Raw genomic sequence first — 24,393 nt, 5'->3', positions numbered from 1 at the left:
GCTTCACTGCGCTCGCAATGACGGGGTTGAACCTATGCCCTGAACAGCTCAATCCGGATCGAGCAAGCGCGGCCCTGCCCCCTGCTCGGCCAGCCTGTCCCAGGGATTGTGCAAGGGGCAACCCTTCACCGAGAGACAGCCGCAGCCGATGCAGTCGGTCAGGTGGTCGCGCAACCGCGTCAGCCGGTCGATGCGCCGCTCCAGCTCCGCCTTCCACAGCGAGGACAGCTTCGCCCAGTCGGCGACAGTCGGCGTGCGCTCGGCCGGCAGCGCCTTGAAGGCCTCGCGGATCGTCTTCAGTGGCATGCCGGTGCGCTGCGCCACCTTGATGATCGAAACCCGCCGCAGGACCTCGCGCGGATAGCGCCGCTGGTTGCCGGCGCTGCGATTGCTGCGGATCAGGCCCTTCGCCTCATAGAAATGGATCGCGGAGACGGCGAGCCCGGTGCGGCGCGCGACCTCGCCGACGCTCAATTCGTCCAGGGGAGATGCATGCCCGTTCGCCATCGATGCTCTTGACCTCAACTATAGTTGAGGTTCTATACAACTGGCTCCCGACACGCAAACTGGAGCACATCCCCATGCATCGCAGGCTCGAACCCAGGATCAAGCTGGCGCTGATCTATGGCAGCACCCGTGAAGGCCGCCTCTGCGACAAGGTCGCCGGCTGGGCCGCAGCGCAGATCGAAGGCGACGGCCCCTTCGATCTCGACATCATCGACCCCGTCACGCTCGGCCTGCCGGAGCGACATCAGCGCGGCGAGCACGACGCCGTGCAAGCGCTGAGGCAGCGCATCGGCAATGCCGACGGCTTCGTCATCGCGACGCCGGAATATAATCGCGGCTATACCGCTGCGCTGAAGTTCCTGATCGACTCCGTCGGCGAGGAGTGGCGCGGCAAGCCGGTAGGCTTCGTCTCCTATGGCGGCGTCTCGGGTGGCTTGCGCGCCGTCGAGCAATTGCGCCTCGTCTTCGCCGAGCTCCACGCCATGACGATCCGCGATGGCGTCTGCTTCGCCAATGTCTGGAGCCGCTTCGATGCGTCGGGCAGGCTCCTGGATGCCGACCAGCCGGAGAAGGCGATGGCGACCATGCTGGCGCAATTGCATTGGTGGGCCACAGCCCTGCGCAACGCCCGAAACAGCGTGCCTTACGGGCAATTCGCAGCCTGAAACCAGCGCCGTCACTTCACGGATCTGTGGCCATAGCCGCACAAATTCGAACTGGTTGCCGGGCCGGCGATGGCGGAAAGATGCCATCGCCACAGGAACCAGAGCGACTATGCAGCTACAACTTCTCCGCAATGCCGCACTCAAGCTCAGCTATGCCGGCAGGACGATCCTCGTCGATCCCGATCTCGGGGCACGCCACAGCCGGCGCTCCATCGCCGGCCGCTCGAACAATCCCATGGTCGATCTGCCGCTACCGATCGAGGACATCCTCGCCGGGGTCGACCTCGTCATCGTCTCGCATCTGCATGCCGACCATTTCGACGAGGTCGCCAAGGAACGCCTGCCCAAGGACTTGCCGCTGATCTGCCGCGCCGGCGACGAGGAGACCATCGCCAAGGCCGGCTTCCGCGCGATCACACCGCTCGACTGCTATCTCCGGCTCGGCCCGATCATCCTCAAATCGCATCCAGCCCAGCACGGCACCGGCGCAGTCGTCGAGACGATGGGCCCCGTGATGGGCTTCGGCCTGGAGGCGCCGGGCGAGCCTGCCTTCTACTGGTGCGGCGACAGCGTGCTCTACCCGCCCTTGCTCGACGCCCTGAAGGCGACCGACCCCGATATCATCGTGACGCATTCCTGCGGCGCGCTCTGGGACGGCACGCTGATCGTGATGGATGCCGGGCAGACGCTCGACCTCTGCGAGGCGGCGCCGCGCGCGACCGTGATCGCGACCCATATGGAAGCGCTCGACCACGCCACGGTCAGCCGCGTCGCCCTGCGGCAGGCCGCACAGGCACGCGGCATCGGCCCAGAGCGCCTGCTGATCCCGCGGGATGGCGAGACGATCGACCTGCGGGCCAGCGGCGCGGCTTAAGGCTTAGAGCTCAGAGTCTATCCTCGGAACCACGTCGTCATCCTGGGCTTCGCGCAGCGAAGTCCCGGGATCCATCATAGAGCTCCGGAGCCCTCCGATGGCTCCCGGAGCTGCGCCGCTGCGCGGCTTGTCCAGGATGACGGTGTGGCTCCGATGCCGGGCGAACGAGCGGCGGCTACTCTCCCGCCTTCATCTGCTTGGCGTAGATGTCCTTATAGGTCTCGCGCAGCAGGTTCTTCTGGACCTTGCCCATGGTGTTGCGCGGCAGGTCGTCGACGATGAAGACCTGCTTGGGCAATTTGAACTTGGCCAGGCGCTGCTCCAGCGTCTTGGCGATCGAGGCGGCGGTGATCGTCGCGCCGGGCTTGACCACCACGACGGCGGTGACGCCCTCGCCGAAATCGGGATGCGGACAGCCGATGACGGCGCTTTCGACCACGCCTGGCATCTCGTCGATCTCGGTCTCGACCTCCTTGGGATAGACATTGTAGCCGCCGGTGATGATCAGGTCCTTGCCGCGCCCGACGATGTGGACATAGCCGGCGGGGTCGATCTTGCCGAGGTCGCCGGTGATGAAGAAGCCGTCAGCGCGGAACTCGGCCGCCGTCTTCTCCGGGTTGCGCCAATAGCCCTTGAAGACGTTGGGGCCCTTGACCTCGATCATGCCGATCTCGTCGGCGCCCAGCACCTTGGCCGTCTCGGGGTCGGTGACGCGGGCGGAGACGCCCGGAAGCGGGAAGCCGACCGTGCCCGCCACCCGCTCGCCCTCATAGGGGTTGGAGGTGTTCATATTGGTCTCGGTCATGCCGTAGCGCTCGAGGATGGCGTGGCCGGTGCGCTCGCGCCATTCGCGGTGGGTCTCGGCGAGCAAGGGGGCCGAGCCGGAGACGAAGAGGCGCATATGGGCGGTCGAAGCCTTGTTCAGCCGGTTATCCTGGAGGAGCCGGACATAGAAGGTCGGCACGCCCATCATGCAGCTCGCCTGGGGCAGATGTTTGAAGACCTGGTCGGGATCGAATTTCGGCAGCAGGATCATCGCGCTGCCCGAGAACAGCACGACATTGGTCGCCACGAAGAGCCCATGCGTGTGGAAGATCGGCAGCGCATGCAGCAGCACGTCGTCCTTGGTGAAGCGCCAGTAGTCGACCAAAGCGAGCGCGTTCGAGGCCAGATTGTCATGGCTCAGCATCGCGCCCTTGGAGCGCCCGGTCGTGCCCGAAGTGTAGAGGATGGCGGCGAGATCATCGGGCCCGCGCGCGACATCGGCGAAATCGGTCGCAGCCGCGAGCGCCTTGTCGGAGAGCGTGCCGGCCGAGACATCGACTGAGCGCCAGACGCCGAGCGTCTCCAGCTTCGCGCCGGCCTTGTCGGCATAAGGCTTCAGCGCCGCGGCCTTGGCGGGATCGCAGACGAAGACGGCGGGCTCGGCATCGCCGAGGAAATACTCGATTTCGGCCGGGGTATAGGCGGTGTTCAGCGGCAGGAAGATCGCGCCCGCGCGCACCGTGCCGAGATAGAGCATCAAGGCCTCGATGCTCTTTTCGACCTGCACCGCGACGCGGTCGCCGGGCTTTACGCCGAGAGCGACCAGCGCATTGGCGAAGCGGGCGGAGACCGCGACCATGTCGGCATAGCTGTAGCTGCGACCGTCATCGAGCGTCGCGAAAGGCGCAGCCTGCGCAGGGATACGCGACCTGATGAGGTCGAAAAGGTGGTTGCCCATGATTTCGGGTCCTTTCAGGCGTTTCCGGTCAGTCGGAATTCAGTTTGCGGCCGGCCGCAGCAGCTTGCGCACGCCCGGGGAGGCGACGACCGTGTTGCGGGTGGCGAAGGCTTCGTGGTTGGTCTCGATATCGTCGAGGTCATAGCGATAATTGACCATCACGCCATGGGCTTCGCGCAAGCCGCGCGCCGAGAGGTTGCCGCCGACATTGATGCGCTCCAGCCTGGCGCCATTGCCGAGATGGAAGCGCGCGACGGGATCGATGACCCGTCCCGAGGCCGTGCGGGCCCGCAGCAGATATTGCGCCGCCATCTGGCCAAGCAGCTTGTCGCGCCTTGCCTTGGCCGGATCGTCGAGCAGGCCCGTCTCGCTGGCCGGGCGCGCGAGCTCCGAGCGTTCCTCATTGCTCAGGTGGAAATCTCCGGGATCGGCAATGATGCCGTCGAGCCAGCGCGCGAAACCCGGCACCGGCGAGAGTGTGACGAAGGTGTCGAGCCCCGGCAATTCGCGCTTCAGGTCCTCGGCCACCTGCTTGATCAGGAAGTTGCCGAAGGAGATGCCGCGCAGCCCCTCCTGGCAGTTCGAGATCGAATAGAACACCGCCGTCGTCGCCGCCTGGGCGGACAGCACCTCGCGCTCGCCGCTCAGGAGTTCGCCGATGCTGTGCGGAATCGCACCGGTCAGCGCGACCTCTACGAAGATCAACGGCTCGTCGACGAGCTGCGGATGGAAGAAGGCGAAGCAGCGCCGGTCGGCCGGCTCCAGCCTGCGGCGCAGATCGTCCCAGCCCTGGATCTCATGCACCGCCTCGTAGCGGATGATCTTTTCCAGGACGTTGGCGGGGCTGCGCCAGTCGATCCGGCGCAGGACCAGGAAGCCGCGGTTGAACCAGGAGCCGAAGAGGTGGCGGAAATCGCTGTCGACGGCCTTGAGCTCGGGCTCGGCCTCCATCGCCTCGAACAGCGCCTCGCGCATCCGCACCAGAACATGCGTGCCGTCGGGCGCGAGGTTGAGCCGGCGCAGCAATTCCTGCCGGCGTGGTTCGGAGGCGAAATGCAGGGCAGCGATCGCAGCCGTGCCGGGCTCCTTGCGATAGGCCTCGATCGCTTTGCCCAAGCGCTCCTGATCCGGCCCGAAACGCTCCTGGAGCATCATGAAGAAGGCCTGCCGGCCCTGCCGGTCGAGCCCTTCCCAGGCGTTCAGGACAGCCTGCGCCAGCGCCATGCCCGAGGCTTCGCCGCGCCCCGAGAGCAGATCCTCGCAGAGCCGGTCGATCGGCCGGTTGCGCCCGGCAAAGCGTTCGAAGCCGATCAGCGCCCGGCCGCGATCCGCCACGCTGGTCAGAAGGTCTCCGAGAAACGCCATGTCCATGCGGACCTCCAGTTGAACGCCAGGCATCCTATACGAGTTTCGCGGGACCGGAACCGCGCGCCGGGAAAGCTGCCGCTCCAAAATCGGATCGAAACCCTCAATCCAGCAAGGCCCAGGCCTTGAGGAAGAAGTCTGGCGTGCCGAAATTGCCGGATTTCAGCGCGATCACGAGATCGGGTCCGGCGACGACGCGCGTCCAGGGCACTCCCGGATCGATCTCGGGACCGATCTCCAGCGTCCCGATGCCGAGTCCCTGGACGACGGCCCCAGAGGTCTCGCCACCGGCGACGAGCAGCTTGGAGACGCCGCCAGCGGCGAGGAGCCGCGCGGTCTCGGCGAAGGCATGCTCCACCGTCTCGCCCGCTTTGTCGCGGCCGAGCTTGTCCTGGATCGCGGCGACCTCGGCCGGATCATCGCTGGAATAGAGCAGGAAAGGCTTGTCCTGCGGCTGCGCCAGCGCCCAGGCGGCAAGCTGCGCCGCGGTCTGGGTGCCGGCGGCCAGCGCCAGCGGGTCGACCTTCAAAGCGGGGAAGCCCGCCGCGACCGCCACCTTGATCTGCCCGCGCGTCGCCGTCGAGCAGCTGCCGGAGATAATGCCCGCGCGGCCCTTCGGCGCGCTCAGGCTCACAGGCGCGGCGCGCTGCCGCAGCAGCCCGGCCTCGCGGAAATTCTGCGGCAGGCCCATCGCGATACCGGAGCCGCCGGTCAGCAGGACATGGCCGGCAACAGCCTCACCCAGCACCATCAGGTCGTCATTGGTCAGTGCATCCGTGACGACATAGCGCGCGCCCTCCCCCGCCAGCGCGGCGAAACGCGCCTTCACCGCCTCGGCACCCGCCAGCACCGTGGCATAGCCGACATGGCCGACCGGCGCCTTGGTCTGCGCGCCCATCAACCGCATCAGGTTCGAATCGCGCATCGGCGTCAGCGGGTGGTCCTTCATCGAGCTTTCATGCAGCGGCACCGCGCCGACGAAGAGATAACCCTGGTAGATCGAGCGGCCATTGGCGGGGAAGGCCGGGCAGATGATCGCCATCTCCGCGCCGAGCCGCCGCATCAGCGCATCCGCGACCGGGCCGATATTGCCCTCAGCCGTCGAATCGAAGGTCGAGCAGTATTTGAACAGGATCTGCTTTGCGCCTGCAGCCAGCAGCGCCTCGCAGGCGGCAAGCGAATCCGCCACCGCCTCAGCGACCGGGTTGGTGCGCGATTTCAGTGCGACGACGACCGCATCGGCATCGGGAAGCGACGCGCCGGCGCTTGATGTCCCGGTGCTTGGCGCGCCGATGACCTGGACGGTGCGCATGCCGGCGCGGTTCAGCATCAGCGCGACATCGGTCGCGCCCGTCATGTCGTCGGCGATCACACCCAGCAGCATCGGCTTCGTTCCATTCCCAGATTACAACATGGTAAGTCACACCATGGTGCGCTTCGCGCCATCCTTGCCGTGTTGTTACCAGAGATCGCGGCTCCGACGACAGATGCGGACGCATGGCGTGTCCACGACATGGCTGGTTCCTTGGCAGCTTCCTTGGCCGTCAACTTGCATGCAAGGACGCGCTGCGAAAGCATGCAGGATTGCGGCACGGGCGACAGGATAGCCATCGACGCCGCGACGAAATTGCGCCAGCCTAGTACCGAGTGGAACGAAATCAGGCGCCGCTGCCGTTCACCACAGACGCGATGCAAGGGTCATCAGAACCCGGCTCGCGACGGAACGGGAGAGCGATGCCATGAGACCGAACAAGACATAGACCGAACGAGACGAGAGAGGGGACCACCGCATGAAGCTCCTGACCACCTTGGCCTCGGCCGGCCTGCTGGCGCTGGCGGCGCTCCCTGTCGCGGCGCAGGCGCCTTCGACCCTGCGCGTCGGGCTGCAGGAAGACCCCGACATGCTCGACCCGCACAAGGCGCGCACCTTCGTCGGCCGCATCGTCTTCAAGGGGCTCTGCGACAAGCTGCTCGACATCACGCCCGAATTGAAGCTGGTGCCGAGGCTCGCGACCGAGTGGAGCTTCTCGGCGGACGGGCTGACGCTGACGATGAAGCTCAGGACCGACGCGAAATTCCATGATGGCGACGTCTTCAACGCGGAGGCCGCCAAGGCCAATCTCGAACGCGCCCGGACCCTGCCCGACTCGCTGCGCAAATCCGAGCTCGCCTCGGTCGACAGCATCGAGACGCCCGACGCCTCGACCATCGTGATGAAGCTGAAGCGCCCTGACGCAACGCTCCTGGCGCAGCTCACGGACCGCGCCGGCATGATGCTGGCGCCCAAGAGCCTGAGCGGCGACGTCGCCGCCAAGCCGGTCTGCTCCGGCCCCTATAAATTCGTCGAACGCGTGCAGAACGACCGCATCGTGCTGGAGAAGTTCAAGGAGCATTGGGAGGCGGCGAATTACCATTTCGACCGCATCATCTATCGCTCGATCCCCGACACCACGGTGCGGCTGGCAAATCTGCGCGCCGGCGAACTGGACATCCTCGAGCGGCTCGCGCCGACCGATGTGAAGTCGGCGCAAGCCGACAAAACGCTCAAGGTCGCGAGCACCGCCAATCTCGGCTACCAGGGCATCACCATCAACACCGGCAATGGCGAGGCCGCCAACCAGCCGATGGGCAAGGACAAGCGCGTGCGCCAGGCGCTCTCGCTGTCGATCGACCGCAAGGTGCTGAGCCAGGTCGTGTTCGAGGGGCTCTATGAGCCGATGGTCCAGCCCTTCAACCCCGGCAACCCCTATGTCAGCGCCGAGTTCCCGGTGCCGGCCCGCGACGTCGCCAAGGCCAAGGCGCTGCTCAAGGAGGCCGGGCTGTCGAAGGTCTCGGTCGAACTCTTCGTCACCAACAACCCGGTCGACGCCCAGCTCGGCCAGGTCGTCCAGGCGATGGCGCAGGAGGCCGGCATCGACGTGCAGATCCGCTCGACGGAGTTCGCCAGCCAGCTCCGCGACCAGCAGCAGGGCAAGTTCCAGATGAGCCGCATCGGCTGGTCGGGCCGCATCGACCCGGACGGCAACATCCACCAGTTCGTGACCACCAAGGGCAACCAGAACGACGGAAAGTACTCCAACGCCGAGGTCGACCGGCTGCTCGACGAGGCCCGCACCGTCTACGACGTCGCCGAGCGCAAGAAGCGCTACGACGCCGCCCAGACGATCCTCGAGGACGAATTGCCGATCATCTATCTCTATAACCAGACGGTCTTTTTCGCGATGCGCTCGAACCTCCAGGGCTTCGTGATCAACCCCGACGGGATGATCCGGCTGTCGGGGCTGAAGCGGCAGTGAGACCGGCGAGACGCTTTCTGCGACCGGACCGGACCATGTCGTCATTGCGAGCACCCGGATCTTGCCTTCGGCAAGCCCGAGGACAGGCTCCGCGAAGCAATCCAGGGGCTGAAGAGCTCTACCTCCCCCTGGATTGCGTCGTCGCTTTCGCTCCTCGCAATGACGTGGCGGCTCATCCTCCAGTCCAATCGGGCGGCGCACCATGCTCGCGCTGATCGGCCGCCGCGTCCTGATTGCGCTGCCGACGCTGTTCCTGGTCTCGCTCTTCGTGTTCGCGCTGCAGCGGGCGCTGCCGGGCGATCCGTTCCTCGTGATCGCCGGCGAGGAGCGCGACCCGGAGGTGATAGCGAGACTGCGCCATCTCTACCGGCTCGACGATCCGGTCGTGGTGCAGTTCTTCGCCTGGCTCGGCCAGGTCGTGCAGGGCGATTTCGGCCGCTCGCTGCGCACCGGCGAGCCGGTGCTCGGGCTGATCTGGCAGAAGCTCGGCGTCACCGTGCAGCTCGCCGTCGCCTCGATGATCGTCGCGGTCGGCATCGGCCTGCCGGCGGGCATCATCGCGGCGCGGCGCAAGGACACGCTGGCCGACTACACGGCGAGCGCGGTTGCCCTGTTTGGCCTGTCGATCCCGCATTTCTGGCTCGGGATCATGCTGATCCTGGTGGTCTCGGTCGAATTGAAATGGCTGCCGGCCTCGGGCTTCGAATCGATCTTCGTCGATCCGAAAGCCTCGATCGAGCGCCTGATCATGCCGGCCTTCGTGCTCGGCGGCGGGCTCGCGGCCTTCATCATGCGCCATACCCGCTCGGCGATGCTGGAGGTGCTGCGCTCCGACTATGTCCGCACCGCCCGCGCCAAGGGCCTCGACGAGGACACGGTGGTGAACCGGCATGCGCTGCGCAATGCGCTGGTGCCGATCATCACGCTCTCGACGCTGCTCTTCGGCGAATTGCTGGCCGGTGCGGTTTTGACCGAACAGGTCTTCACCATTCCAGGCTTCGGCAAGCTGATCATCGACGCCGTGTTCAACCGCGACTATGGCGTGGTCCAGGGCGTCGTGCTCTGCACCGCGATCGGCTTCATCCTGATGAACCTCCTGGCCGATGTGCTCTATGTCCTCGTCAACCCGCGCCTGAGGAGCGGCTGATGGCGGATGTGATCCTCGAAACGGCTACGCAAGCGAGCCCCATCGAGCCCGCTCCGCGCCCGCGCCGCAGCGCGCTCGCCAAGCTCCTGCGCAACCGCTCGGCGCTGATCGGCGGCGCGATCGTGCTCGTCTTTGTGCTGATGGCTGTGCTCGCTCCGCTGCTGCCGCTCGCCGACCCGCTGAAGTCGAACTTCCTCGCCATCCGCAAGCCGCCCTCGGAGCTCCACTGGTTCGGCACGGACGAGCTTGGCCGCGATCAGGTCTCGCGCCTGTTCTACGGGGCGCAGACCTCGCTGCTCGCCGGCATCGTCTCGGTCCTGATCGCGCTCGCCATCGGCATCCCCTTCGGCCTGCTCTCGGGCTGGTATGGCGGCTGGATCGACATCGCGATCTCGCGCGTGACCGAAGCGATGCTCGCCTGCCCCTTCCTGATCCTGGCGATCGCCTTTGCCGCAATCCTTGGCCCCTCGCTGACCAATGCGATGATCGCGATCGGCCTCTCCGCCGTGCCGATCTTCATCCGGCTGGTGCGGGGGCAGGTGATGAGTGTGAAGGCCGAGGATTTCGTCGAAGGGGCGCGGGCCGTGGGCGCGCGCGACCTGCGCATCATGTTCGTGCATGTGCTGCCCAACACGATGTCGCCCATCGTGGTGCAGTCGACATTGTTCATGGCGCAGGCGATCATCCTGGAAGCCTCGCTCTCCTTCCTCGGCCTCGGCCAGCAGCCGCCCTCGCCCTCCTGGGGCCAGATGCTGAACGTCGCCAAGAACTTCATGGAGCAGGCGCCCTGGATGTCGGTCGCGCCCGGCATCGCCATCTTCCTGGCCGTGCTCGGCTTCAACCTGCTCGGCGACGGCCTGCGCGACGCGCTCGATCCGAAGGAGGGGTGATGTGGCTCAACCACTCACCTCTCTTCCCCTCAGCCCTCATCCTGAGGAGCCGCGCAGCGGCGTCTCGAAGGATGCTCCAGAAGGCTCGGTCAGCGGTATCATCGCAGGACCGCCGAGTGGTCGAACCCGGGTGAGCCAATGCGACAACATGACGGATGTTGGCTCTATATCGCGAAATGCAGCGACGGCAGCTTTTACACGGGCACGACTCGCATGGATGTTGAAACCCGCATCGGCCAGCACAATGCGGGCATGTTCCCGGAGAGCTACACATTCAAGCGTCGTCCGGTCACCCTCGTTTTTGCCGAACACTTTCCCAGCATCACCGACGCGATCGCGATGGAACGTCGCGTCAAGGGTTGGTCTCGCCGAAAGAAGCAAGTCATGATCGACGGCCAGTGGGAGAAACTGCCCGAACTTGCCAGGCGCAAGACATGATCCGCTCAGGCCTTCAGCAGCATGGGCGCTATCCACACCTACTGGAGCATCCTTCGAGACGCCGCTTCGCGGCTCCTCAGGATGAGGGCTGAGAGATTGATATCCCGAGTTACCCGGCCATCCTCATAACCGACATATTGGATACCCTCATGTTCACCACCCGCCCCGAAATCCTCGGCACCTTCGGTGTCGTCACCTCGACGCACTGGCTTGCCACCGCCTCGGGCATGGCGATGCTGGAAAAGGGCGGCAACGCCTTCGACGCCTGCGCGGCGGCCGCCTTCGTGCTGCAGGTGGTGGAGCCGCATCTCGTCGGCCCGGCCGGCGACATGCCGGCGGTGTTCTATTCGGCCGAAAAGAAGAAGGTCGAGGTTCTCTGCGCCCAGGGGCCCGCTCCCGAGGCTGCGACGATCGAGGCCTTCAAGGCGCTCGGGCTCGACCTGATCCCGGGCTCGGGCCTGCTCTCCACAGTGGTGCCCGGCGCCTTCGGCGGCTGGATGACGCTGCTGCGCGACCATGGCCGCCTGACGCTGCGCGAGGTGCTCGAACCGGCGATCGGCTATTTCGAGAACGGCCACCCGATGCTGCCGCGCGTCTCGCACTCGATCGCGGAACTGACCGAGCTCTTCACCGGGGAATGGCCGACATCGGGCGCGGTCTATCTGCCCGGCGGCAATGTGCCCAAGGCCAAGGAGCTCTTCCGCAACCAGGCCGCCGCCGACACCTATAAGCGCCTCCTGAGCGAGGCGGAAGCCGCCGGCTCGGACCGGCAGGAGCAGATCCAGGCGGCCTATGACGCCTGGTACAAGGGCTTCGTCGCCGAGGCGATGGACAAGTTCTGCCGCACGACGGAGGCGATGGATTCGTCAGGCCGCCGCCATAAAGGCCTGCTCACCGCCGACGACATGGCGCGCTGGCAGCCGAGCTACGAGACGCCGGCATCAGTGACCTATCATGGCTGGGAGGTCTTCAAGATCGGTCCCTGGGGTCAGGGTCCGGTCTTCCTGCAGACGCTGAAGATCCTGGAGGGCCTCGATATCGCCGGGATGGGGCCGACGAGCCCGGAATTCGTCCACCATGTCACGGAGGCGATGAAGCTCGGCTTCGCCGACCGCGAGGCCTATTACGGCGACCCGGATTTCGTGACCGTGCCGCTCGCGACGCTGCTCTCCGAGGATTATGCCAGCGGCCGGCGCAAGCTGATCGGCGAGCAGGCCTCGCATGAATTGCGGCCCGGCACGGTACCCGGATACGAGGAGCAGGTCGGGCGCATGCTCGCCGGCGTCCGCATCGCCGGCCAGTCGGGCATGGGCGGCGCCAGTGTCGGCGAGCCGACCATGGCCTCGATGGTCGCAGCCGGGCGGCGCGGCGACACCGTCCATATCGACGTCATCGACAAATGGGGCAACATGATCGCGGCGACGCCTTCGGGCGGCTGGCTGCAATCCTCACCGGTGATCCCTTCTCTCGGCTTCCCGCTGAATTCGCGGGCGCAGGCGTTCTGGCTGGAGGAAGGGCTGCCGGCCTCGCTCGCCCCGTTCAAGCGGCCGCGCACGACGCTGACGCCGACGCTCGCCTTCGAGAATGGCGAACCGCGCCTCGTCTTCGGCACGCCGGGCGGCGACCAACAGGAGCAGTGGCAGCTCGGCATGTTCCTGCGCCGGGTGCATCACGGCCTCAACCTGCAGGAGGCGATCGACCTGCCGCTGTTCCACACCCAGCACTTCCCATCCTCCTTCTATCCGCGCGAGGCGCGGCCGGGACATCTGATGGTCGAGGAGAGCATCGGCGAGGCGGCGCTCGCCGATCTCGTCCGGCGTGGCCACGCCTTGGAGCGCGCCCCGGCCTGGACGGTCGGACGCCTGACCGCAGCCGAGAAGAGCCGCAACGGCCTCTTGCGCGCGGCGGCCACCCCGCGTCTGATGCAAGCCTACGCTGCCGGACGCTGAAGGGGCTGCACGCATGACATGGTCCATCGTCGCCCGTGACGCCGCCACCGGCGCCTATGGCGTCGCCGTCTCGACCTGCGCCTTCGCCGTGGGTTCGCGCGTGCCCTATGGCGGCGGGCGCATCGGGGCGATCGCGACCCAGGCCTTCGTCAACCCGCTCTACGGGGTCGACGGCCTCAGGCTGCTGCAGGAGGGCCGCTCCGCCGTCGAGATCATCGCGACGCTGACGGCCGCCGATGACGGCCGCGCGCATCGCCAGCTTCATCTGATCGATCGCGAGGGCAAGATCGCGGCCCATACCGGCTCAGCCTGCATCGACTGGTGCGGGGCGGTGCACGGGCCGCAGATCTCCGTCGCCGGCAACATGCTGGCCGGGCCGGAAGTGGTCGAGGAGACGCTGAAGGCCTATATCGCGGCCTCGGCGCTCGATTTCGACGAACGCCTGCTGGTCGCGCTCGAGGCCGGCGAGAAGGCCGGCGGCGACAAGCGCGGGCGGCAATCCTGCGCCATCCGCATCTGGGCGGGCGAGCCGATGCCGAGCTTCGACATCCGCGTCGACGACCATGCCGATCCGCTCGCCGAATTACGCCGGCTCTGGCGCATCGCGCATCAGCGCTATGTGCCCTTCCAGCAGGCCTCGCCTTCGCGCGCCCGGCCAGCCGGCGTCACCGACCGCGCCGAGCTCGACCGGCTCTGCACCGATTATGCGGCGGCCTGGAACGCGCGGCATCCGGAGGGGTGAGACCGGCCCGGCCGGCGCTCGATCACGTTTTTCGCGCAAGGCTCCGGGAGCTGATTTAAGCCTGACCCGCACCGCCATTGCGAGGAGCAAAGCGACGAAGCAATCCAGCAGCGGCAGAGCTCGACGTCCCCCTGGATTGCTTCGCTGTGCTCGCAATGACGGCTTGGAAGGTACTGAAACCTAGATCACATCGCCGCTGCTCCTGACGCAGTCGATGAAGCGCTCCAGCGCGCCGGACGGCTTTTCCTCGCGATAGGCCAGGTGCAGCGGCGCGGTCAGTTTGGGCAGGTCATCGAGGCGGGCATAAGCGATGCCGTTCGTCTCGAGGCGCGCCATCGATGCGGGAATGATCGAGACGCCCAGTCCGGCAGCGACGAGGCTCAGCGTCGACACCATTTGCGGCGCTTCCTGGCCGATCCGGGGGCTGAACCCGGCGGCGCGGCAGGCGGCGATGATGCTGTCATAGAGGCCCGGGCCCGAGGGGCGGCGATAGAGGATGAAGGTCTCCTCAGCCAGTTCGACCAGAGCAATGCGCCCCTCCAGCGTCCCCCCGCGCGCGCGCCTTGCGAGGCGTTCCGCGATCGCGTGCTGGTCGGGCAGCGCAACCAGCATCTCCTCGGCCAGCAGCGGCTCGACCACAAGCCCGACCGGGCGCTCGACCGGCGAGCGGACGAAAGCCGCATCGAGGCGCTCGGAGCGCAACTCGCCGATCAGGTCGCTGGTATTGCCCTCGCGCAGCGCCAGGGTGACGCCCGGCACGGTCTGGCGCAGCAAGCGCACCACCGACGCCACCAGCGGATGAAACGCAGCCGAGCTGGTGAAGCCGATGACGAGCCCGCCCTGCTCGCCGCGCGCCGTACGCCGCGCGGCATCGAGCGCCAGATCCACATCGGAGAGGACCAGCCTCGCCTTCTCCAACAGCGTGCGGCCGGCATCGGTGAGCTCGACGCCGCGCGGCAGGCGGCGGAACAATTGCGCACCGACCTCCTTCTCCAGCGCGTGGATCTGCTGGCTGAGCGGCGGCTGCTGAATTCCGAGGCGCGCGGCAGCCCGGGTCACATGGCCTTCTTCGGCGACCGCAACGAAATAGCGGAAATGGCGCAGCTCGATCATGGCCATATTCTGTAAGTATGGATCATGGGTATTTCATATATTAGACGCACGGTCCTTGAAAGCATATGGATGCCCGGCCGTCCCGTTCAGCATCGGTGGACGGCCTGGAACAGACGATGAGCACGCCAACGAGCCTCGCGGATCCCGAAATCGCCCGCACGGAGCCGAGCGTCGCCCAGCTCTTCAGCGGCTTTCTCTTCCTCGGCCTGATCGGCTTCGGCGGGGTCCTGCCGCTGGCCAGGACCATGGTCGTCGAGCAGCGCCGCTGGATGAGCGGCAAGGAGTTCACCGACCTGCTCGGCCTCTGCCAGTTCCTGCCGGGCGGGAACATCATCAACATGTCGGTGGCGATCGGCCTGAAATTTCGCGGCCCGCTTGGGGCGCTCGCCGCGCTGCTGGGCCTGATCGCGGCGCCCACGGCAATCGTGATCGGGCTCGGCATCCTCTACGACCACTACCAGGACGATCCGCATATCCGCCATCTCTTCGCCGGGCTGGCGGCGGCCGCCGCCGGCCTGCTCGTCTCGATGGCGGTGAAGATCGCTCTGCCCTTGCGCCGCAAGCCCCTCGCCATCGCGATTGCCCTGCTCTGCTTCCTCGCCATCGCGATCCTGCGTTTGCCCCTGCTTGCGACGATGCTGGTCCTGGCGCCGATCAGCGTGCTCGCCAGCTGGACGCTGGACAAGGGGGAGACCATCCCATGAGCTCGGTCCTGATCGCGCTGGCGCTGATCTTCACGCAGCTTTCGCTGCTCGCCTTCGGCGGCGGCAACACCATCCTGCCGGAGATGCAAAGGCAGGTTGTCGAGATCCATCACTGGATGACGGCGCAGCAATTCGGGGCGATGTTCGCCCTCGCCCAGGCTGCGCCGGGACCTAACATGATGATCGTGCCGCTGGTCGGCTGGCATGTCGCGAGCTGGCCCGGCGTCCTCGTCACCACGCTGGCGAAGTTCGGTCCGTCATCCCTGCTGACGGGCATCGCCATGCGGCTCTGGGAGCGCTTCAAGGACCGGCCCTGGCGCCGCATCGTGCAGGCCGGGCTGGTGCCGATGACAGTCGGCCTCGTCACGGCGAGCGCAGCGGTCATCACCCAGGCCTCCGCGCATCAATGGATCCTGGCCGCGATCGTCGCAGCCTGCGCCATCGCCGCATTGACGACGCGCCTGCATCCGCTGCTGCTGCTCGCCTTCGGCGCCCTGGCCGGACTCAGCGGCATCGGACAGATCTGACCAGCTCTGCACCGCCGTAGAGCAGGATGCGAAAAAGTGGGAACCGGTTTTTCGCATTGATCCTGCTCTAACTCCTTGGTGAGAGACGGATTCAGATTTCAGACGGAGTCACATTGTGACTCCGTCTGAAATCATCCGGCTCTAGGCGGCGGCCTGGAACACGGCGCATCCGGATGATTGACAAGCGGCCGCCACTCTGGCGCGATTGAGCCGGCGGTCTCGGCCGGCACACCCAACGCGCCGCGCCGGGCATCGCATGGGGAAGGAACAGAGCAATGGCACCTGGCGAAAGCGACATGCTCGCCCGCAGGATCGCGAGCCTCGAAGCCCAGCTGCAGGCACTGCGGCAGGTCATCGACGTCAGCCCGTCCGGCCTGAAGATCCGGACAGACGGCTCGCTCAGCATCACGGCGGGAGGCGCGGTGCAGATCACCTCCGGCGGCGCGACCACGATCAGCGCCAGCTCCTCTCTTTCGCTCAAGACCTCGGCTGCCCTCGATGTCAGGGCAGCCGCGGCGATCACCATCGCAGGCTCTCACGCCATCTCGCTGGCGGGCTACACACTGAGCGCGTCGCTGATGAAGGATGTCGATGTCAGCGTCGGAAAGACGTTCTCCATCGCCGCCGGCGACCGAGTGGCGCTGGAGGCCGGCGACGCCGAGATCGACATGAAGAAGGACGGCTCGATCAAGGTCCAAGGTCGGGACATCGACATCAAGGGCAGCGGCAAGATCGACGTCAAGGGCAGCGGCGATGTCGTGATCAAAGGCGCGAAGGTCCTGCAGAACTGAGGTTCAACAGGACCAGATGCACAAACGCCGCGATCAAGTAAGCTTGCGCCGCGATCAGGTGAGCTTGCCGCGCGCCGCCACCGGCATCTCGCCGATGAGCTTGTCGCCGCGCACGGTGATCAAGCGGTCGACCATGTTCACCACCACGCAGACATGATTGGGGATGATGCGCACGACCTCGCCGACATTGGGCCGTTCATTCGAAGCGGCGAGGTCGAGGAAGCCGTGCTCCTCGGCGAATTTCCCGATCTTCGCCGCCGGATATTCGAGGATGTAGCCATGGCCGTCGAGGCCGCCTGTGTCGCTGGTCAGCGTCTTCGAGCCGGAATCGAGGATGCCGCGCTCAGGCCCGGCCCGGCTGACCACCGTGGCGTAGACTGAAAGCGCGCAATCCTCCAGCGTCGCCACTCCGGCGGCGACCTGCATGCGGTCGTTGAAGATCGAGGTGCCGGAGCGGTGCTCGGTCGCGCCCTTGAGCTTGCCGATATTGGGGATGTTGGGCGAGCCGCCGGTCGAGACGATGCCGGCCTCCAGCCCCGCCTCGCGCAAGCCGGCATTGGCCGTATCGAGGAAGATCTGCGTGCGCTCCCAGCCATCTTCGGGCGGATACATCAAGAAGCCGGCAAAGGTCAGGCCCTTGGAGCCCGCGATCAGCTTGGCAAGCTCCACCGCCTCGCCCGGCGTCTCGACGCCGGCACGCTTGCGGCCGGTGTCGCATTCGACGACCACTTCGAGATTGCGGCCCGCGATCTCGGCGGCGTTGGGCAGGCCGGCGATGGTGACCGGATTATCGGCCGCGACGATCATGCGCACGCGGCGCTGCAGCGCGCCCAGCCGGCCGAGCTTCTCCTCGCCGAGGATGTTGTAGCTGATCATGATGTCGTCGATGCCGCCATCGGCCATGATCTCGGCCTCGCCGAGCTTCTGGCAGGTGATGCCGCGCGCGCCGGCCTCGACCTGGAGGCGGGCGAGCTCGGGCGATTTATGCGTCTTGATATGGGGGCGGTTTGCGACGCCCTTCGCATCGCAGACGGCCTGGAGCCGGGCGATATTGGCCTCGACCTTGTCGAGGTCGATGACGACGGCCGGCGTGCCGTAGACGCGGGCGATTTCCTCGGCCAGCGCGGTCATGGCAACACCTTGATGATCACTTCGATCTCGACCGTCATGTTGTTGGGCAGCGAGCCCATGCCCACGGCCGAGCGGGCATGGCGGCCGCGCTCGCCGAGCACCGCCACGAACAGGTCCGAGCAGCCATTGATGACCTTGGGCTGATCAGCGAAATCCGGCGCGCCGTTGACCATGCCGAGCAGCTTGACGACCTCGACCTTGTCGAGCGAGCCAGTCGCCTTCTTCATCGCCGCGAGCAGGCCGAGGCCGGTCTGCTTGGCGTGCTCATAGGCATCCTCGATCGTGACGTCCTTGCCGACCTTGCCGGTGGGATAGGTGCCGTCCGCCCGCTTCGGGCCCTGGCCGGAGAGGTAGACGAGGTCGCCGACCTGCTTGAAGCTGACATAGGTGGCAACCGGCGTCGGCACGTCGGGCAGCGTCAGTCCCAACTCCTTCAGCTTGTCTTCGGCACTCATTCTGGTTTCCCCTCGTCGGTCGCAAGATCGCGGACCATATAGCGGGCCGCATCGTCGTAGCTCGCGAGCTTGCGATCAAGCGATGCGTCATGCGTCTCGCGAAAGCCGTGACGCCGCCAGAAGCCGGCCGAGCCGTTGACGGCGGCCAGCGCCATGCTGGCGAAGCCTGATCCGCGCGCATGCCGTACCAGCTGCGCGAGGATTTCGTTGGCCGCGCCGCTGCCGCGCAGCTGCGGCAACAGGGCGAGATCGTGGATGTAGTAGGTGTCGGCCGGATCGGGCAGCGCACCGAGCAGGCTGTTGAGCGCCGGAACCTGGCCGAGCAGCCAGGGATGGCTCACAACATAGCCGCCGACGCTACCGCTCTCCTCCAGGCAGAGGCAGCCTTGCGCGGACAGCGCGAGGCGCTCGATGAAGACCGCTTCGTCCTCGGGATAACCGGGATGAACCTGCGCCGCGACCGCCAGGACGGACGCCAGGTCGGCAGGCGCCATCACCCGCCAGCGTGGTGGGAACAGGTGGGTCACCCGACACCGAAGACGGACTCAGACCGGCGCAAGAACGGCCCTCGCGCTGAAAACGCAGGCAGTCCGGCCGAAGGGCGCCTTCTCCTCGCAGAGAGGAAATCAACCTTCGCCATTCGACTCTTGTGTCTTCCGCTCGCGCTCGCAGGCTCGCAGCGTGTCGAAAACCAGATATTCTTTTGGATTTTGACCTTTCACCTCGGTGCATGTGCGGGCGCTTGCACCGGAGGAGGTATTCGATTGCGCGGTCAGATCACAACGATACCCGGTCGATTTGAAACTGGTCAACAACGGCCCCGCCACCTTGACGCATTTCTGGCGACCAGGATTTGCATGCCAGTTGAACGCAAATTTCCCTTGCAGAACATCAAGGTCGTCCGCCCCGGCCGGGGTGGACAACAGAAACAGGGTCACGACAGCAAGGCCACTTCGATTCCTTGGCATCAGAATCCTCCGTCGGCTCCGAGAGACGTTACACCCATAGATCACGTCGCATTCGGACGGAACTGTCCGAATGTGAAAGAGCGCAATGCTCTGGAGCCGTTTTCGATCCAATTGGATCGTTCAACAGCTCCTGCTCTTTGTTTCAACGCGTTTTCTCCGCGCAAACGCTCTCGATGTGCCGCGGCGAGAGCCCGTGCTCAGGCTGCGACCTTCTTGAACTTGTTTGTGCGCTTGGGGTGCCACCAGGCGCCCTTCAGCACCACGCCCTCGGAGACGATCTTCCTGTCGCCGGTCATGTGCTCGCCGGTGACGTCGGCATAGTCGAACTTGCCTTCCTTGACGGTCAGGATCGTCGCGTCGCCGAGCGAGCCGACCTTGAGCGAGCCGTATTCGGGGCGCTTCAGCGCCATCGCCGCATTCACGGTCGAGGCGGCGATGACGTTGTTCAGGCTCATGCCCATCAGCAGGAACTTCGACATGGTGGTGACCTGGTCATAGGCCGGGCCGTCGATGCAGAGCTTGTGCACGTCCGAGGAGATCACATCCGGCTCGAAACCGTTGGCCAGCATGGCGCGCGTCGTCTTGAACGAGAACGAACCCTTGCCATGGCCGATGTCGAAGATGACGCCGCGCTTGCGGGCCGCCAGCACCTCGGGCTTGACCGTGCCCTGCGCGGTGCAGGGCGCATTCGGGAAGGGGCGGAAGGCGTGAGTGAGCACATCGCCCGGCCGCAGCATGTTCACGACCTCCTCATAGGACGGAGGCGGATGGTCGATATGGCACATCAACGGCATGCCGACCTCGTTGGCGACCTGCAGCGCGATGTTGAGCGGCACCGTGCCCTGATCGCCCGAGGCGTGCAGGCCGACGCGGACCTTGATGCCAACGATCAGGTCGCGGTTGGCGTCGGCGACCGCGACGGCGTCGATCGGGTTCATCAGGCGCAGATCGCCGCTCTCGCCGACCATGACGCGATGATCGAAGCCGTAGATGCCGGCATGCGAGACATGAAGATAGGCCAGGATGCGGGCCTGGCTCCTCTCGATGACATGCTTGCGGAAACCGGGCCAGTTGCCGGGGCCAGCCGAGCCGGTGTCGACCGAGGTGGTGACGCCCGACGCCCGGCAGAACTCGTCGGCGTCGATGCCGAGCGAGGTGCCGCCCCAATAGACATGGGTGTGCAGGTCGATCAGGCCCGGCGTGACGATGTAGCCGGAGACGTCGCGGATTTCCTTGGCGCCCTTCAGATCCTTGCCGAAGCCGGAGACCTTGCCGTCGGTGAAGGCGACGTCGAGCACGCCGTCATGCTTCTGAGAGGGGTCGATGACACGACCGCCCTTGAGGATGAGATCATGGGTCATGAGATGCGGTCTCCGGCGCTTTGGCGATCATCTTCGTCAATTGTTCGATCGCGTTCGAGAGATAGCTCTGATCGAGATCAAGGCTAAATGTGAGGCTTCGTTCGTGGCTTCCGATGTCAGCAACCTTCGCCGCAATACGGACTCCCCCACGAACATCGCCGCTGAAATCAAGGCCGACTTCCACGTCGCCCGACACCCAACTCTGACACATGGCGGGGTTTGCGCGTTGCGCAATGAGCGCTTCTTTCAGCGCAGACAAGTCATGGCGCGACGTCTGGCAAATCAGAGTTGCCGAGAACTGTCCGCTCTGCGCAACCACCGTCATTTGCCCATAGCCGCAGGCGTCCATTCCGATGATCGGACCGAGTTTCAAATGATCCCCAGATGCTGCGCCGAGCAACAGGATCTCATCGTCCGACATCAGATCACACTGGTCCCACAGCACCCTTGCGCTCGACGATGAGCCCATAGGCCTGCGGTTCGCGGTGCCTGGCGAAGTTGAACGTCGAGTTCTTGTAGCTCTTGCCGAGATCCATGTCGCAGCGGGCGACGACGAGTTCGTCGCCCTCGGTCACGGCCTGCGCCACGACCTCGCCGGTGGGCGCGATGATGCAGGAGCCGCCGATCTGGTCGACGCCGGCCTCCAGCCCCGCCTTGGCGACGCCGACGACCCAAGCCGCGTTCTGATAGGCGCCGGCCTGCATTACGAGCTGGTTGTGGAAGTTGCCGAGCCGGTCATGGTCGGGGGCCGGCGGGTTGTGCTTGGGCGTGTTGTAGCCGAGCACGATCAGCTCGACATCCTGCAGGCCCATCGACCGATAGCTCTCGGGCCAGCGCCGGTCGTTGCAGATCATCATGCCGAGATTGGCATCCATCGCGCGCCAGACCGGCCAGCCGAGATTGCCGGTCTCGAAATAGCGCTTCTCCAGATTCTGGAACGGCGCGTCGGGACGATGCTCGGGATGGCCGGGCAGATGGATCTTGCGGTATTTGCCGATGATCGCGCCGGTCTTGTCGACCAGGATCGCGGTGTTGAAGCGGCGCTTGCGACCCTCCTCGAAAGCAAGCTCGCAGAAGCCCAGATGGAAGCCGATGCCGAGGCGCTGGGCTTCGGCGAAGAGCGGCGCGGTCTCGTTGCCGGGCATCGCGCTCTCGAAATAGCTGTCGATCTCGTCCTCGTCCTCGATCCACCAATGCGGGAAGAAGGCGGTCAGCGGCCTCGGGATAAACCACGAGATCGGCGCCATGGCCCTTGGCCTGGCGCATCAGTTCGATCATGCGGGCAACCGCCGAGGCGCGGCTTTCGTCGCGCTGGATCGGCCCGAGCTGGGCTGCGGCAATGGTGAGAATGCGGGTCATGGCATCAGTGCTTTCGCCCAATCGCTTCCATCTCAGCGGGAGCGCGGAAAAAATCGCATCGCGGCCGCGCTTGTTGCACCCGACCTAACGTAAGGGTAGCATCCCACTGCTGGCCGCCTAGGCGGCTCGCACCCGCTGCCTGGCGCTCGTGCGACGGAGGAAAGCCATGACTACGTTCAACGTCGTCCGCTTCCGCATCAAGGCCGGCCGGGAGGAGGAGTTCCTCGCAGCCCATCGCGACGGCAAGGCGCGGTGGCCTGGACTGGTCGCGGGACACATCATCAAGACCGGCGAGCGATCCTATTGCCTGATCGGCGAATGGGCTGACGCTGCGGCGATCAAGGCCGCTCGCGCCGAGATGATCGCCACGCTCGACAGCTTCCGCGACACGCTGGAGGATCTCGGGGGCGGCCTCGGCGTCACCGATGCGGTATCCGGCGACGAGGTCGTCGACCTCGTCGCCTGAACAACAAACCGACGATCCGGTCACAGGCTCTTGGCCAGGCGCGGATCGAGGGAGTCGCGCAAGCCGTCGCCGAGCAGGTTGACCGCGAGAACGGTGATCGAGAGGAACAGCGCCGGGAAGAAGATGATATGCGGCCTGACCTGCCAGAGCGCCCTGCCCTCGGCCATGATGTTGCCCCAGGACGGGGTGGAGGGCGGCACGCCCGCGCCGATGAAGGACAGGATCGCCTCGACGATCATGGCGCTGGCGCAGATATAGGTCGCCTGCACCATCATCGGCGCGACCGTATTGGGCAGGATGTGGCGGAAGATGATGCGCGGCACGCGCGCCCCCTGCGAGATCGCCGCCTCGACATAGGGCTGCTCGCGCAGGGACAGCACGACGCTGCGCACCAGGCGGGCGACGCGCGGAATCTCTGCGATGGTGATGGCGATGATGACGTTCTGGACCGAGCCGCGCGTCAGCGCCATCAGCGCGATGGCGAGCAGGATCGGCGGGATCGACATCATGCCGTCGATGATGCGCATGACGATGCCGTCGGCCCAGCGCACGAAGCCGGCGAAGAGGCCGACCGCCAACCCGATGACGGAGGCCAGGAAGGCCACGCTGAAGCCGACCAGAAGCGAGACCCGCGCGCCATAGGTGACACGCGAATAGATGTCGCGCCCGAGCATGTCGGTGCCGAACCAGTAGAGCTCGGAGGGCACGCGCGTCCGGCGCGAGGTCGAGATCGCGGTTGGATCGACGGTCCACAGCAAGGGCGCGAAGATCGCGATCAGGATCATCAGCAGCAGCAGGACGCCGCCGACCGTGACGGCAGGATGCTTGCGCAGATAGGAGCGCTTCTTGGGCGACAAGACGGTGTCGGGCGGCGAAACCGGTTCGCTGCCGGCGGGGGCCGCAAGCGGTGCGGCAATGGTGTTGGATTGAGCTGTCAATACCGTATCCTCGGATCGACCAGAGTATAGATGAGGTCCACGAGCAGGTTCACCAGGACGTAGACGAAGGAGAAGATCAGCACGACGCCCTGGATCACCGGGTAGTCGCGTCGCAGGATCGCATCCAGCGTCAGCCGCCCCAGGCCTGGAATGGCGAAGACGCTCTCGGTGACGACGGCGCCGCCGATCAGGAGCGCCACGCCGATGCCGATGATGGTGATCACCGGAACCGCTGCATTCTTGAGCGCGTGCACGAAGAGCACGTTGCGCTGCTCGACGCCCTTGGCGCTGGCGGTGCGGACATAGTCCTGCTGCAACACTTCGAGCATGGTCGCCCGGGTGATGCGCGCGATCAGCGCGATATAGACGAAGCCGAGCGTGATCGAGGGCAGGATCAGGTTCTTGAACCAGGGCCAGAGGCCTTGCGAGATCGGCGTATAGCCCTGCACCGGCACCCAATCGAGCTTCAGGGCGAAAACATAGGCGAGCATGTAGCCGACGACGAAGACCGGAACCGAGAAGCCGAACACGGCAAAGCCGACGACGCAGCGGTCGATCCAGCTGCCGGCCTTCCAGGCCGCGATCACGCCCATCGGCACGGCGACGACGACCGCGAAGATCAGCGTCAGCAGCATCAGCGAGACCGTCGGCTCGATGCGCTGGGCGATGAGCTGCGTCACCGGCAGCGAGGTGAAGATCGAGGTGCCGAGATCGCCCTGGAGCACATGGTAGAACCATTCGCCGAAGCGGATGAGATAGGGCCGGTCGAGACCCAGACTGGCCCGGATCCTCTCGACATCGGCCGGCGAGGCCTGGTCGCCGGCGATCACCGCAGCGGGGTCGCCCGGCGCGATGTAAAGCAGCGAGAAGACGAACAGGGCGACGAAAGCCATCACCGGTATGGTCGTGATGATCCGTCTGACGATGAAAGCGAGCATTCTGGCGCTTAGCCTTGGTTATGGTCGATCAGAACTGTTGCAACGC

26 protein-coding genes and 1 pseudogene are annotated in these 24,393 nt (G+C 65.8%); 13 read left to right on the top strand and 14 right to left on the bottom strand.

All coding sequences use genetic code 11. The features are described 5' to 3' along the window. Positions 1–48 precede the first annotated feature (48 nt). Positions 49–507, bottom strand: a complete 459-nt coding sequence (gene soxR / locus J2Y55_RS12580; RefSeq protein WP_069690358.1) for a redox-sensitive transcriptional activator SoxR — start codon at positions 505–507, stop codon at positions 49–51. A 74-nt stretch (positions 508–581) separates the two neighbouring features. On the opposite strand from soxR, the gene J2Y55_RS12575 reads away from it, so the two are divergent. Together J2Y55_RS12575 and J2Y55_RS12570 are read left to right on the top strand one after the other, a co-directional pair. After that, on the top strand, positions 582–1,172 hold the full coding sequence (locus tag J2Y55_RS12575) for an NADPH-dependent FMN reductase (RefSeq protein WP_310153117.1): 591 nt from the start codon (positions 582–584) through the stop codon (positions 1,170–1,172). Between the two features lie 109 nt (positions 1,173–1,281). Then, entirely contained in the window at positions 1,282–2,046 is a 765-nt protein-coding gene (locus J2Y55_RS12570; RefSeq protein ID WP_310153114.1) for an MBL fold metallo-hydrolase, read from the top strand. Between the two features lie 175 nt (positions 2,047–2,221). On the opposite strand, the gene J2Y55_RS12565 is transcribed toward J2Y55_RS12570, so the two are convergent. From J2Y55_RS12565 to otnK, 3 genes are all read right to left on the bottom strand, one after another. Then, positions 2,222–3,769, bottom strand: a complete 1,548-nt coding sequence (locus J2Y55_RS12565) for a malonate--CoA ligase (RefSeq protein ID WP_310153111.1) — start codon at positions 3,767–3,769, stop codon at positions 2,222–2,224. Positions 3,770–3,808: 39 nt separating this feature from the next. Then, positions 3,809–5,140 (bottom strand): malonyl-CoA decarboxylase, encoded by a 1,332-nt coding sequence (locus tag J2Y55_RS12560; protein WP_310153108.1) that lies wholly within the window; start codon positions 5,138–5,140, stop codon positions 3,809–3,811. A gap of 97 nt (positions 5,141–5,237) precedes the next feature. Then, positions 5,238–6,518 carry a 3-oxo-tetronate kinase gene (gene otnK / locus J2Y55_RS12555; RefSeq protein ID WP_310153105.1) on the bottom strand — a complete coding sequence of 427 codons (1,281 nt, stop codon included), beginning with the start codon at positions 6,516–6,518 and terminating at the stop codon, positions 5,238–5,240. A 406-nt stretch (positions 6,519–6,924) separates the two neighbouring features. On the opposite strand from otnK, the gene J2Y55_RS12550 reads away from it, so the two are divergent. From J2Y55_RS12550 to J2Y55_RS12525, 6 genes are all read left to right on the top strand, one after another. Continuing rightward, positions 6,925–8,430 (top strand): ABC transporter substrate-binding protein, encoded by a 1,506-nt coding sequence (locus J2Y55_RS12550; RefSeq protein WP_310153102.1) that lies wholly within the window; start codon positions 6,925–6,927, stop codon positions 8,428–8,430. 202 nt (positions 8,431–8,632) lie between these two features. Next, positions 8,633–9,577: an ABC transporter permease gene (locus J2Y55_RS12545; protein ID WP_310153099.1), complete on the top strand. Its 945-nt coding sequence runs from the start codon at positions 8,633–8,635 to the stop codon at positions 9,575–9,577. Then, positions 9,577–10,467, top strand: coding sequence for an ABC transporter permease (locus J2Y55_RS12540; RefSeq protein ID WP_310153096.1), 891 nt, complete (start codon positions 9,577–9,579; stop codon positions 10,465–10,467). The genes J2Y55_RS12545 and J2Y55_RS12540 overlap by 1 nt, the downstream gene beginning before the upstream one ends. A 213-nt stretch (positions 10,468–10,680) precedes the next feature. After that, positions 10,681–10,905 carry a GIY-YIG nuclease family protein gene (locus tag J2Y55_RS12535; RefSeq protein WP_310153091.1) on the top strand — a complete coding sequence of 75 codons (225 nt, stop codon included), beginning with the start codon at positions 10,681–10,683 and terminating at the stop codon, positions 10,903–10,905. A 149-nt stretch (positions 10,906–11,054) separates the two neighbouring features. Then, positions 11,055–12,854, top strand: a complete 1,800-nt coding sequence (locus tag J2Y55_RS12530) for a gamma-glutamyltransferase family protein (RefSeq protein WP_310153088.1) — start codon at positions 11,055–11,057, stop codon at positions 12,852–12,854. A gap of 13 nt (positions 12,855–12,867) precedes the next feature. Continuing rightward, entirely contained in the window at positions 12,868–13,596 is a 729-nt protein-coding gene (locus J2Y55_RS12525) for a DUF1028 domain-containing protein (RefSeq protein WP_310153085.1), read from the top strand. A 180-nt stretch (positions 13,597–13,776) separates the two neighbouring features. On the opposite strand, the gene J2Y55_RS12520 is transcribed toward J2Y55_RS12525, so the two are convergent. Beyond that, positions 13,777–14,709: a LysR family transcriptional regulator gene (locus tag J2Y55_RS12520; RefSeq protein ID WP_310153082.1), complete on the bottom strand. Its 933-nt coding sequence runs from the start codon at positions 14,707–14,709 to the stop codon at positions 13,777–13,779. Between the two features lie 116 nt (positions 14,710–14,825). On the opposite strand from J2Y55_RS12520, the gene J2Y55_RS12515 reads away from it, so the two are divergent. The 3 genes from J2Y55_RS12515 (at position 14,826) to J2Y55_RS12505 (ending at position 16,731) form a co-directional block, all read left to right on the top strand. Beyond that, the gene (locus J2Y55_RS12515) at positions 14,826–15,413 is read left to right on the top strand and encodes a chromate transporter (protein ID WP_310153077.1); all 588 of its coding nucleotides are present in this window, start codon (positions 14,826–14,828) and stop codon (positions 15,411–15,413) included. Beyond that, positions 15,410–15,940, top strand: a complete 531-nt coding sequence (locus J2Y55_RS12510) for a chromate transporter (protein WP_310153074.1) — start codon at positions 15,410–15,412, stop codon at positions 15,938–15,940. Before J2Y55_RS12515 ends, J2Y55_RS12510 begins: the two co-directional genes overlap by 4 nt. Positions 15,941–16,215: 275 nt before the next feature. Continuing rightward, positions 16,216–16,731: a DUF2345 domain-containing protein gene (locus J2Y55_RS12505; RefSeq protein ID WP_310153071.1), complete on the top strand. Its 516-nt coding sequence runs from the start codon at positions 16,216–16,218 to the stop codon at positions 16,729–16,731. Between the two features lie 54 nt (positions 16,732–16,785). Here the strand turns inward: J2Y55_RS12505 and J2Y55_RS12500 are convergent, their stop codons facing one another. The 7 genes and pseudogenes from J2Y55_RS12500 to J2Y55_RS12470 all read right to left on the bottom strand — a co-directional run bounded on the left by J2Y55_RS12500 (position 16,786) and on the right by J2Y55_RS12470 (position 21,963). Beyond that, positions 16,786–17,862, bottom strand: coding sequence for a D-TA family PLP-dependent enzyme (locus J2Y55_RS12500; RefSeq protein WP_310153068.1), 1,077 nt, complete (start codon positions 17,860–17,862; stop codon positions 16,786–16,788). Next, entirely contained in the window at positions 17,859–18,317 is a 459-nt protein-coding gene (locus tag J2Y55_RS12495) for a RidA family protein (RefSeq protein ID WP_310153065.1), read from the bottom strand. Before J2Y55_RS12495 ends, J2Y55_RS12500 begins: the two co-directional genes overlap by 4 nt. Beyond that, positions 18,314–18,811, bottom strand: a complete 498-nt coding sequence (locus J2Y55_RS12490; RefSeq protein ID WP_310153062.1) for a GNAT family N-acetyltransferase — start codon at positions 18,809–18,811, stop codon at positions 18,314–18,316. Before J2Y55_RS12490 ends, J2Y55_RS12495 begins: the two co-directional genes overlap by 4 nt. Before the next feature lie 132 nt (positions 18,812–18,943). Further along, positions 18,944–19,255 carry a hypothetical protein gene (locus J2Y55_RS12485; RefSeq protein ID WP_310153059.1) on the bottom strand — a complete coding sequence of 104 codons (312 nt, stop codon included), beginning with the start codon at positions 19,253–19,255 and terminating at the stop codon, positions 18,944–18,946. 227 nt (positions 19,256–19,482) lie between these two features. Further along, on the bottom strand, positions 19,483–20,646 hold the full coding sequence (locus tag J2Y55_RS12480; protein WP_103719827.1) for an amidohydrolase/deacetylase family metallohydrolase: 1,164 nt from the start codon (positions 20,644–20,646) through the stop codon (positions 19,483–19,485). Beyond that, positions 20,636–21,067 carry a WapI family immunity protein gene (locus tag J2Y55_RS12475; RefSeq protein WP_310153051.1) on the bottom strand — a complete coding sequence of 144 codons (432 nt, stop codon included), beginning with the start codon at positions 21,065–21,067 and terminating at the stop codon, positions 20,636–20,638. Before J2Y55_RS12475 ends, J2Y55_RS12480 begins: the two co-directional genes overlap by 11 nt. A 4-nt stretch (positions 21,068–21,071) precedes the next feature. Further along, positions 21,072–21,963, bottom strand: a pseudogene (locus J2Y55_RS12470) (N-carbamoyl-D-amino-acid hydrolase). On the opposite strand from J2Y55_RS12470, the gene J2Y55_RS12465 reads away from it, so the two are divergent. Both J2Y55_RS12465 and J2Y55_RS12460 read left to right on the top strand, forming a co-directional pair. Next, a complete protein-coding gene (locus J2Y55_RS12465) occupies positions 21,892–22,098 on the top strand; it encodes a hypothetical protein (protein ID WP_310153359.1) in 207 nt (68 codons plus the stop codon). The pseudogene J2Y55_RS12470 and the gene J2Y55_RS12465 sit on opposite strands and share 72 nt — an antisense overlap. A 73-nt stretch (positions 22,099–22,171) precedes the next feature. Continuing rightward, positions 22,172–22,471, top strand: coding sequence for an antibiotic biosynthesis monooxygenase (locus tag J2Y55_RS12460; protein WP_310153047.1), 300 nt, complete (start codon positions 22,172–22,174; stop codon positions 22,469–22,471). Positions 22,472–22,491: 20 nt separating this feature from the next. Here the strand turns inward: J2Y55_RS12460 and J2Y55_RS12455 are convergent, their stop codons facing one another. Both J2Y55_RS12455 and J2Y55_RS12450 read right to left on the bottom strand, forming a co-directional pair. After that, positions 22,492–23,328, bottom strand: a complete 837-nt coding sequence (locus J2Y55_RS12455; RefSeq protein ID WP_310153353.1) for an ABC transporter permease — start codon at positions 23,326–23,328, stop codon at positions 22,492–22,494. Positions 23,329–23,405: 77 nt separating this feature from the next. Next, positions 23,406–24,347, bottom strand: a complete 942-nt coding sequence (locus tag J2Y55_RS12450) for an ABC transporter permease (RefSeq protein ID WP_310153045.1) — start codon at positions 24,345–24,347, stop codon at positions 23,406–23,408. Positions 24,348–24,393: the final 46 nt, after the last annotated feature.

Origin of the sequence: Allobosea sp. BE125, assembly GCF_031456075.1 — a bacterium.
Lineage (GTDB): Bacteria > Pseudomonadota > Alphaproteobacteria > Rhizobiales > Beijerinckiaceae > Allobosea.
This window is presented reverse-complemented; position numbering and strand designations above follow the sequence as displayed.

Coding starts and splice junctions, on each gene's coding strand:
- J2Y55_RS12465 (WP_310153359.1), top strand. CDS start 21,892: ATGGCCCTTGGCCTGGCGCATCAGTTCGATCATGCGGGCAACCGCCGA.
- J2Y55_RS12575 (WP_310153117.1), top strand. CDS start 582: ATGCATCGCAGGCTCGAACCCAGGATCAAGCTGGCGCTGATCTATGGC.
- J2Y55_RS12520 (WP_310153082.1), bottom strand. CDS start 14,709: ATGATCGAGCTGCGCCATTTCCGCTATTTCGTTGCGGTCGCCGAAGAA.
- J2Y55_RS12450 (WP_310153045.1), bottom strand. CDS start 24,347: ATGCTCGCTTTCATCGTCAGACGGATCATCACGACCATACCGGTGATG.
- J2Y55_RS12545 (WP_310153099.1), top strand. CDS start 8,633: ATGCTCGCGCTGATCGGCCGCCGCGTCCTGATTGCGCTGCCGACGCTG.
- J2Y55_RS12460 (WP_310153047.1), top strand. CDS start 22,172: ATGACTACGTTCAACGTCGTCCGCTTCCGCATCAAGGCCGGCCGGGAG.
- J2Y55_RS12510 (WP_310153074.1), top strand. CDS start 15,410: ATGAGCTCGGTCCTGATCGCGCTGGCGCTGATCTTCACGCAGCTTTCG.
- J2Y55_RS12560 (WP_310153108.1), bottom strand. CDS start 5,140: ATGGACATGGCGTTTCTCGGAGACCTTCTGACCAGCGTGGCGGATCGC.
- J2Y55_RS12500 (WP_310153068.1), bottom strand. CDS start 17,862: ATGACCGCGCTGGCCGAGGAAATCGCCCGCGTCTACGGCACGCCGGCC.
- J2Y55_RS12490 (WP_310153062.1), bottom strand. CDS start 18,811: ATGGCGCCTGCCGACCTGGCGTCCGTCCTGGCGGTCGCGGCGCAGGTT.
- J2Y55_RS12480 (WP_103719827.1), bottom strand. CDS start 20,646: ATGACCCATGATCTCATCCTCAAGGGCGGTCGTGTCATCGACCCCTCT.
- J2Y55_RS12540 (WP_310153096.1), top strand. CDS start 9,577: ATGGCGGATGTGATCCTCGAAACGGCTACGCAAGCGAGCCCCATCGAG.
- J2Y55_RS12570 (WP_310153114.1), top strand. CDS start 1,282: ATGCAGCTACAACTTCTCCGCAATGCCGCACTCAAGCTCAGCTATGCC.
- J2Y55_RS12565 (WP_310153111.1), bottom strand. CDS start 3,769: ATGGGCAACCACCTTTTCGACCTCATCAGGTCGCGTATCCCTGCGCAG.
- J2Y55_RS12550 (WP_310153102.1), top strand. CDS start 6,925: ATGAAGCTCCTGACCACCTTGGCCTCGGCCGGCCTGCTGGCGCTGGCG.
- soxR (WP_069690358.1), bottom strand. CDS start 507: ATGGCGAACGGGCATGCATCTCCCCTGGACGAATTGAGCGTCGGCGAG.
- J2Y55_RS12535 (WP_310153091.1), top strand. CDS start 10,681: ATGGATGTTGAAACCCGCATCGGCCAGCACAATGCGGGCATGTTCCCG.
- J2Y55_RS12505 (WP_310153071.1), top strand. CDS start 16,216: ATGGCACCTGGCGAAAGCGACATGCTCGCCCGCAGGATCGCGAGCCTC.
- J2Y55_RS12475 (WP_310153051.1), bottom strand. CDS start 21,067: ATGTCGGACGATGAGATCCTGTTGCTCGGCGCAGCATCTGGGGATCAT.
- J2Y55_RS12515 (WP_310153077.1), top strand. CDS start 14,826: ATGAGCACGCCAACGAGCCTCGCGGATCCCGAAATCGCCCGCACGGAG.
- otnK (WP_310153105.1), bottom strand. CDS start 6,518: ATGCTGCTGGGTGTGATCGCCGACGACATGACGGGCGCGACCGATGTC.
- J2Y55_RS12530 (WP_310153088.1), top strand. CDS start 11,055: ATGTTCACCACCCGCCCCGAAATCCTCGGCACCTTCGGTGTCGTCACC.
- J2Y55_RS12525 (WP_310153085.1), top strand. CDS start 12,868: ATGACATGGTCCATCGTCGCCCGTGACGCCGCCACCGGCGCCTATGGC.
- J2Y55_RS12495 (WP_310153065.1), bottom strand. CDS start 18,317: ATGAGTGCCGAAGACAAGCTGAAGGAGTTGGGACTGACGCTGCCCGAC.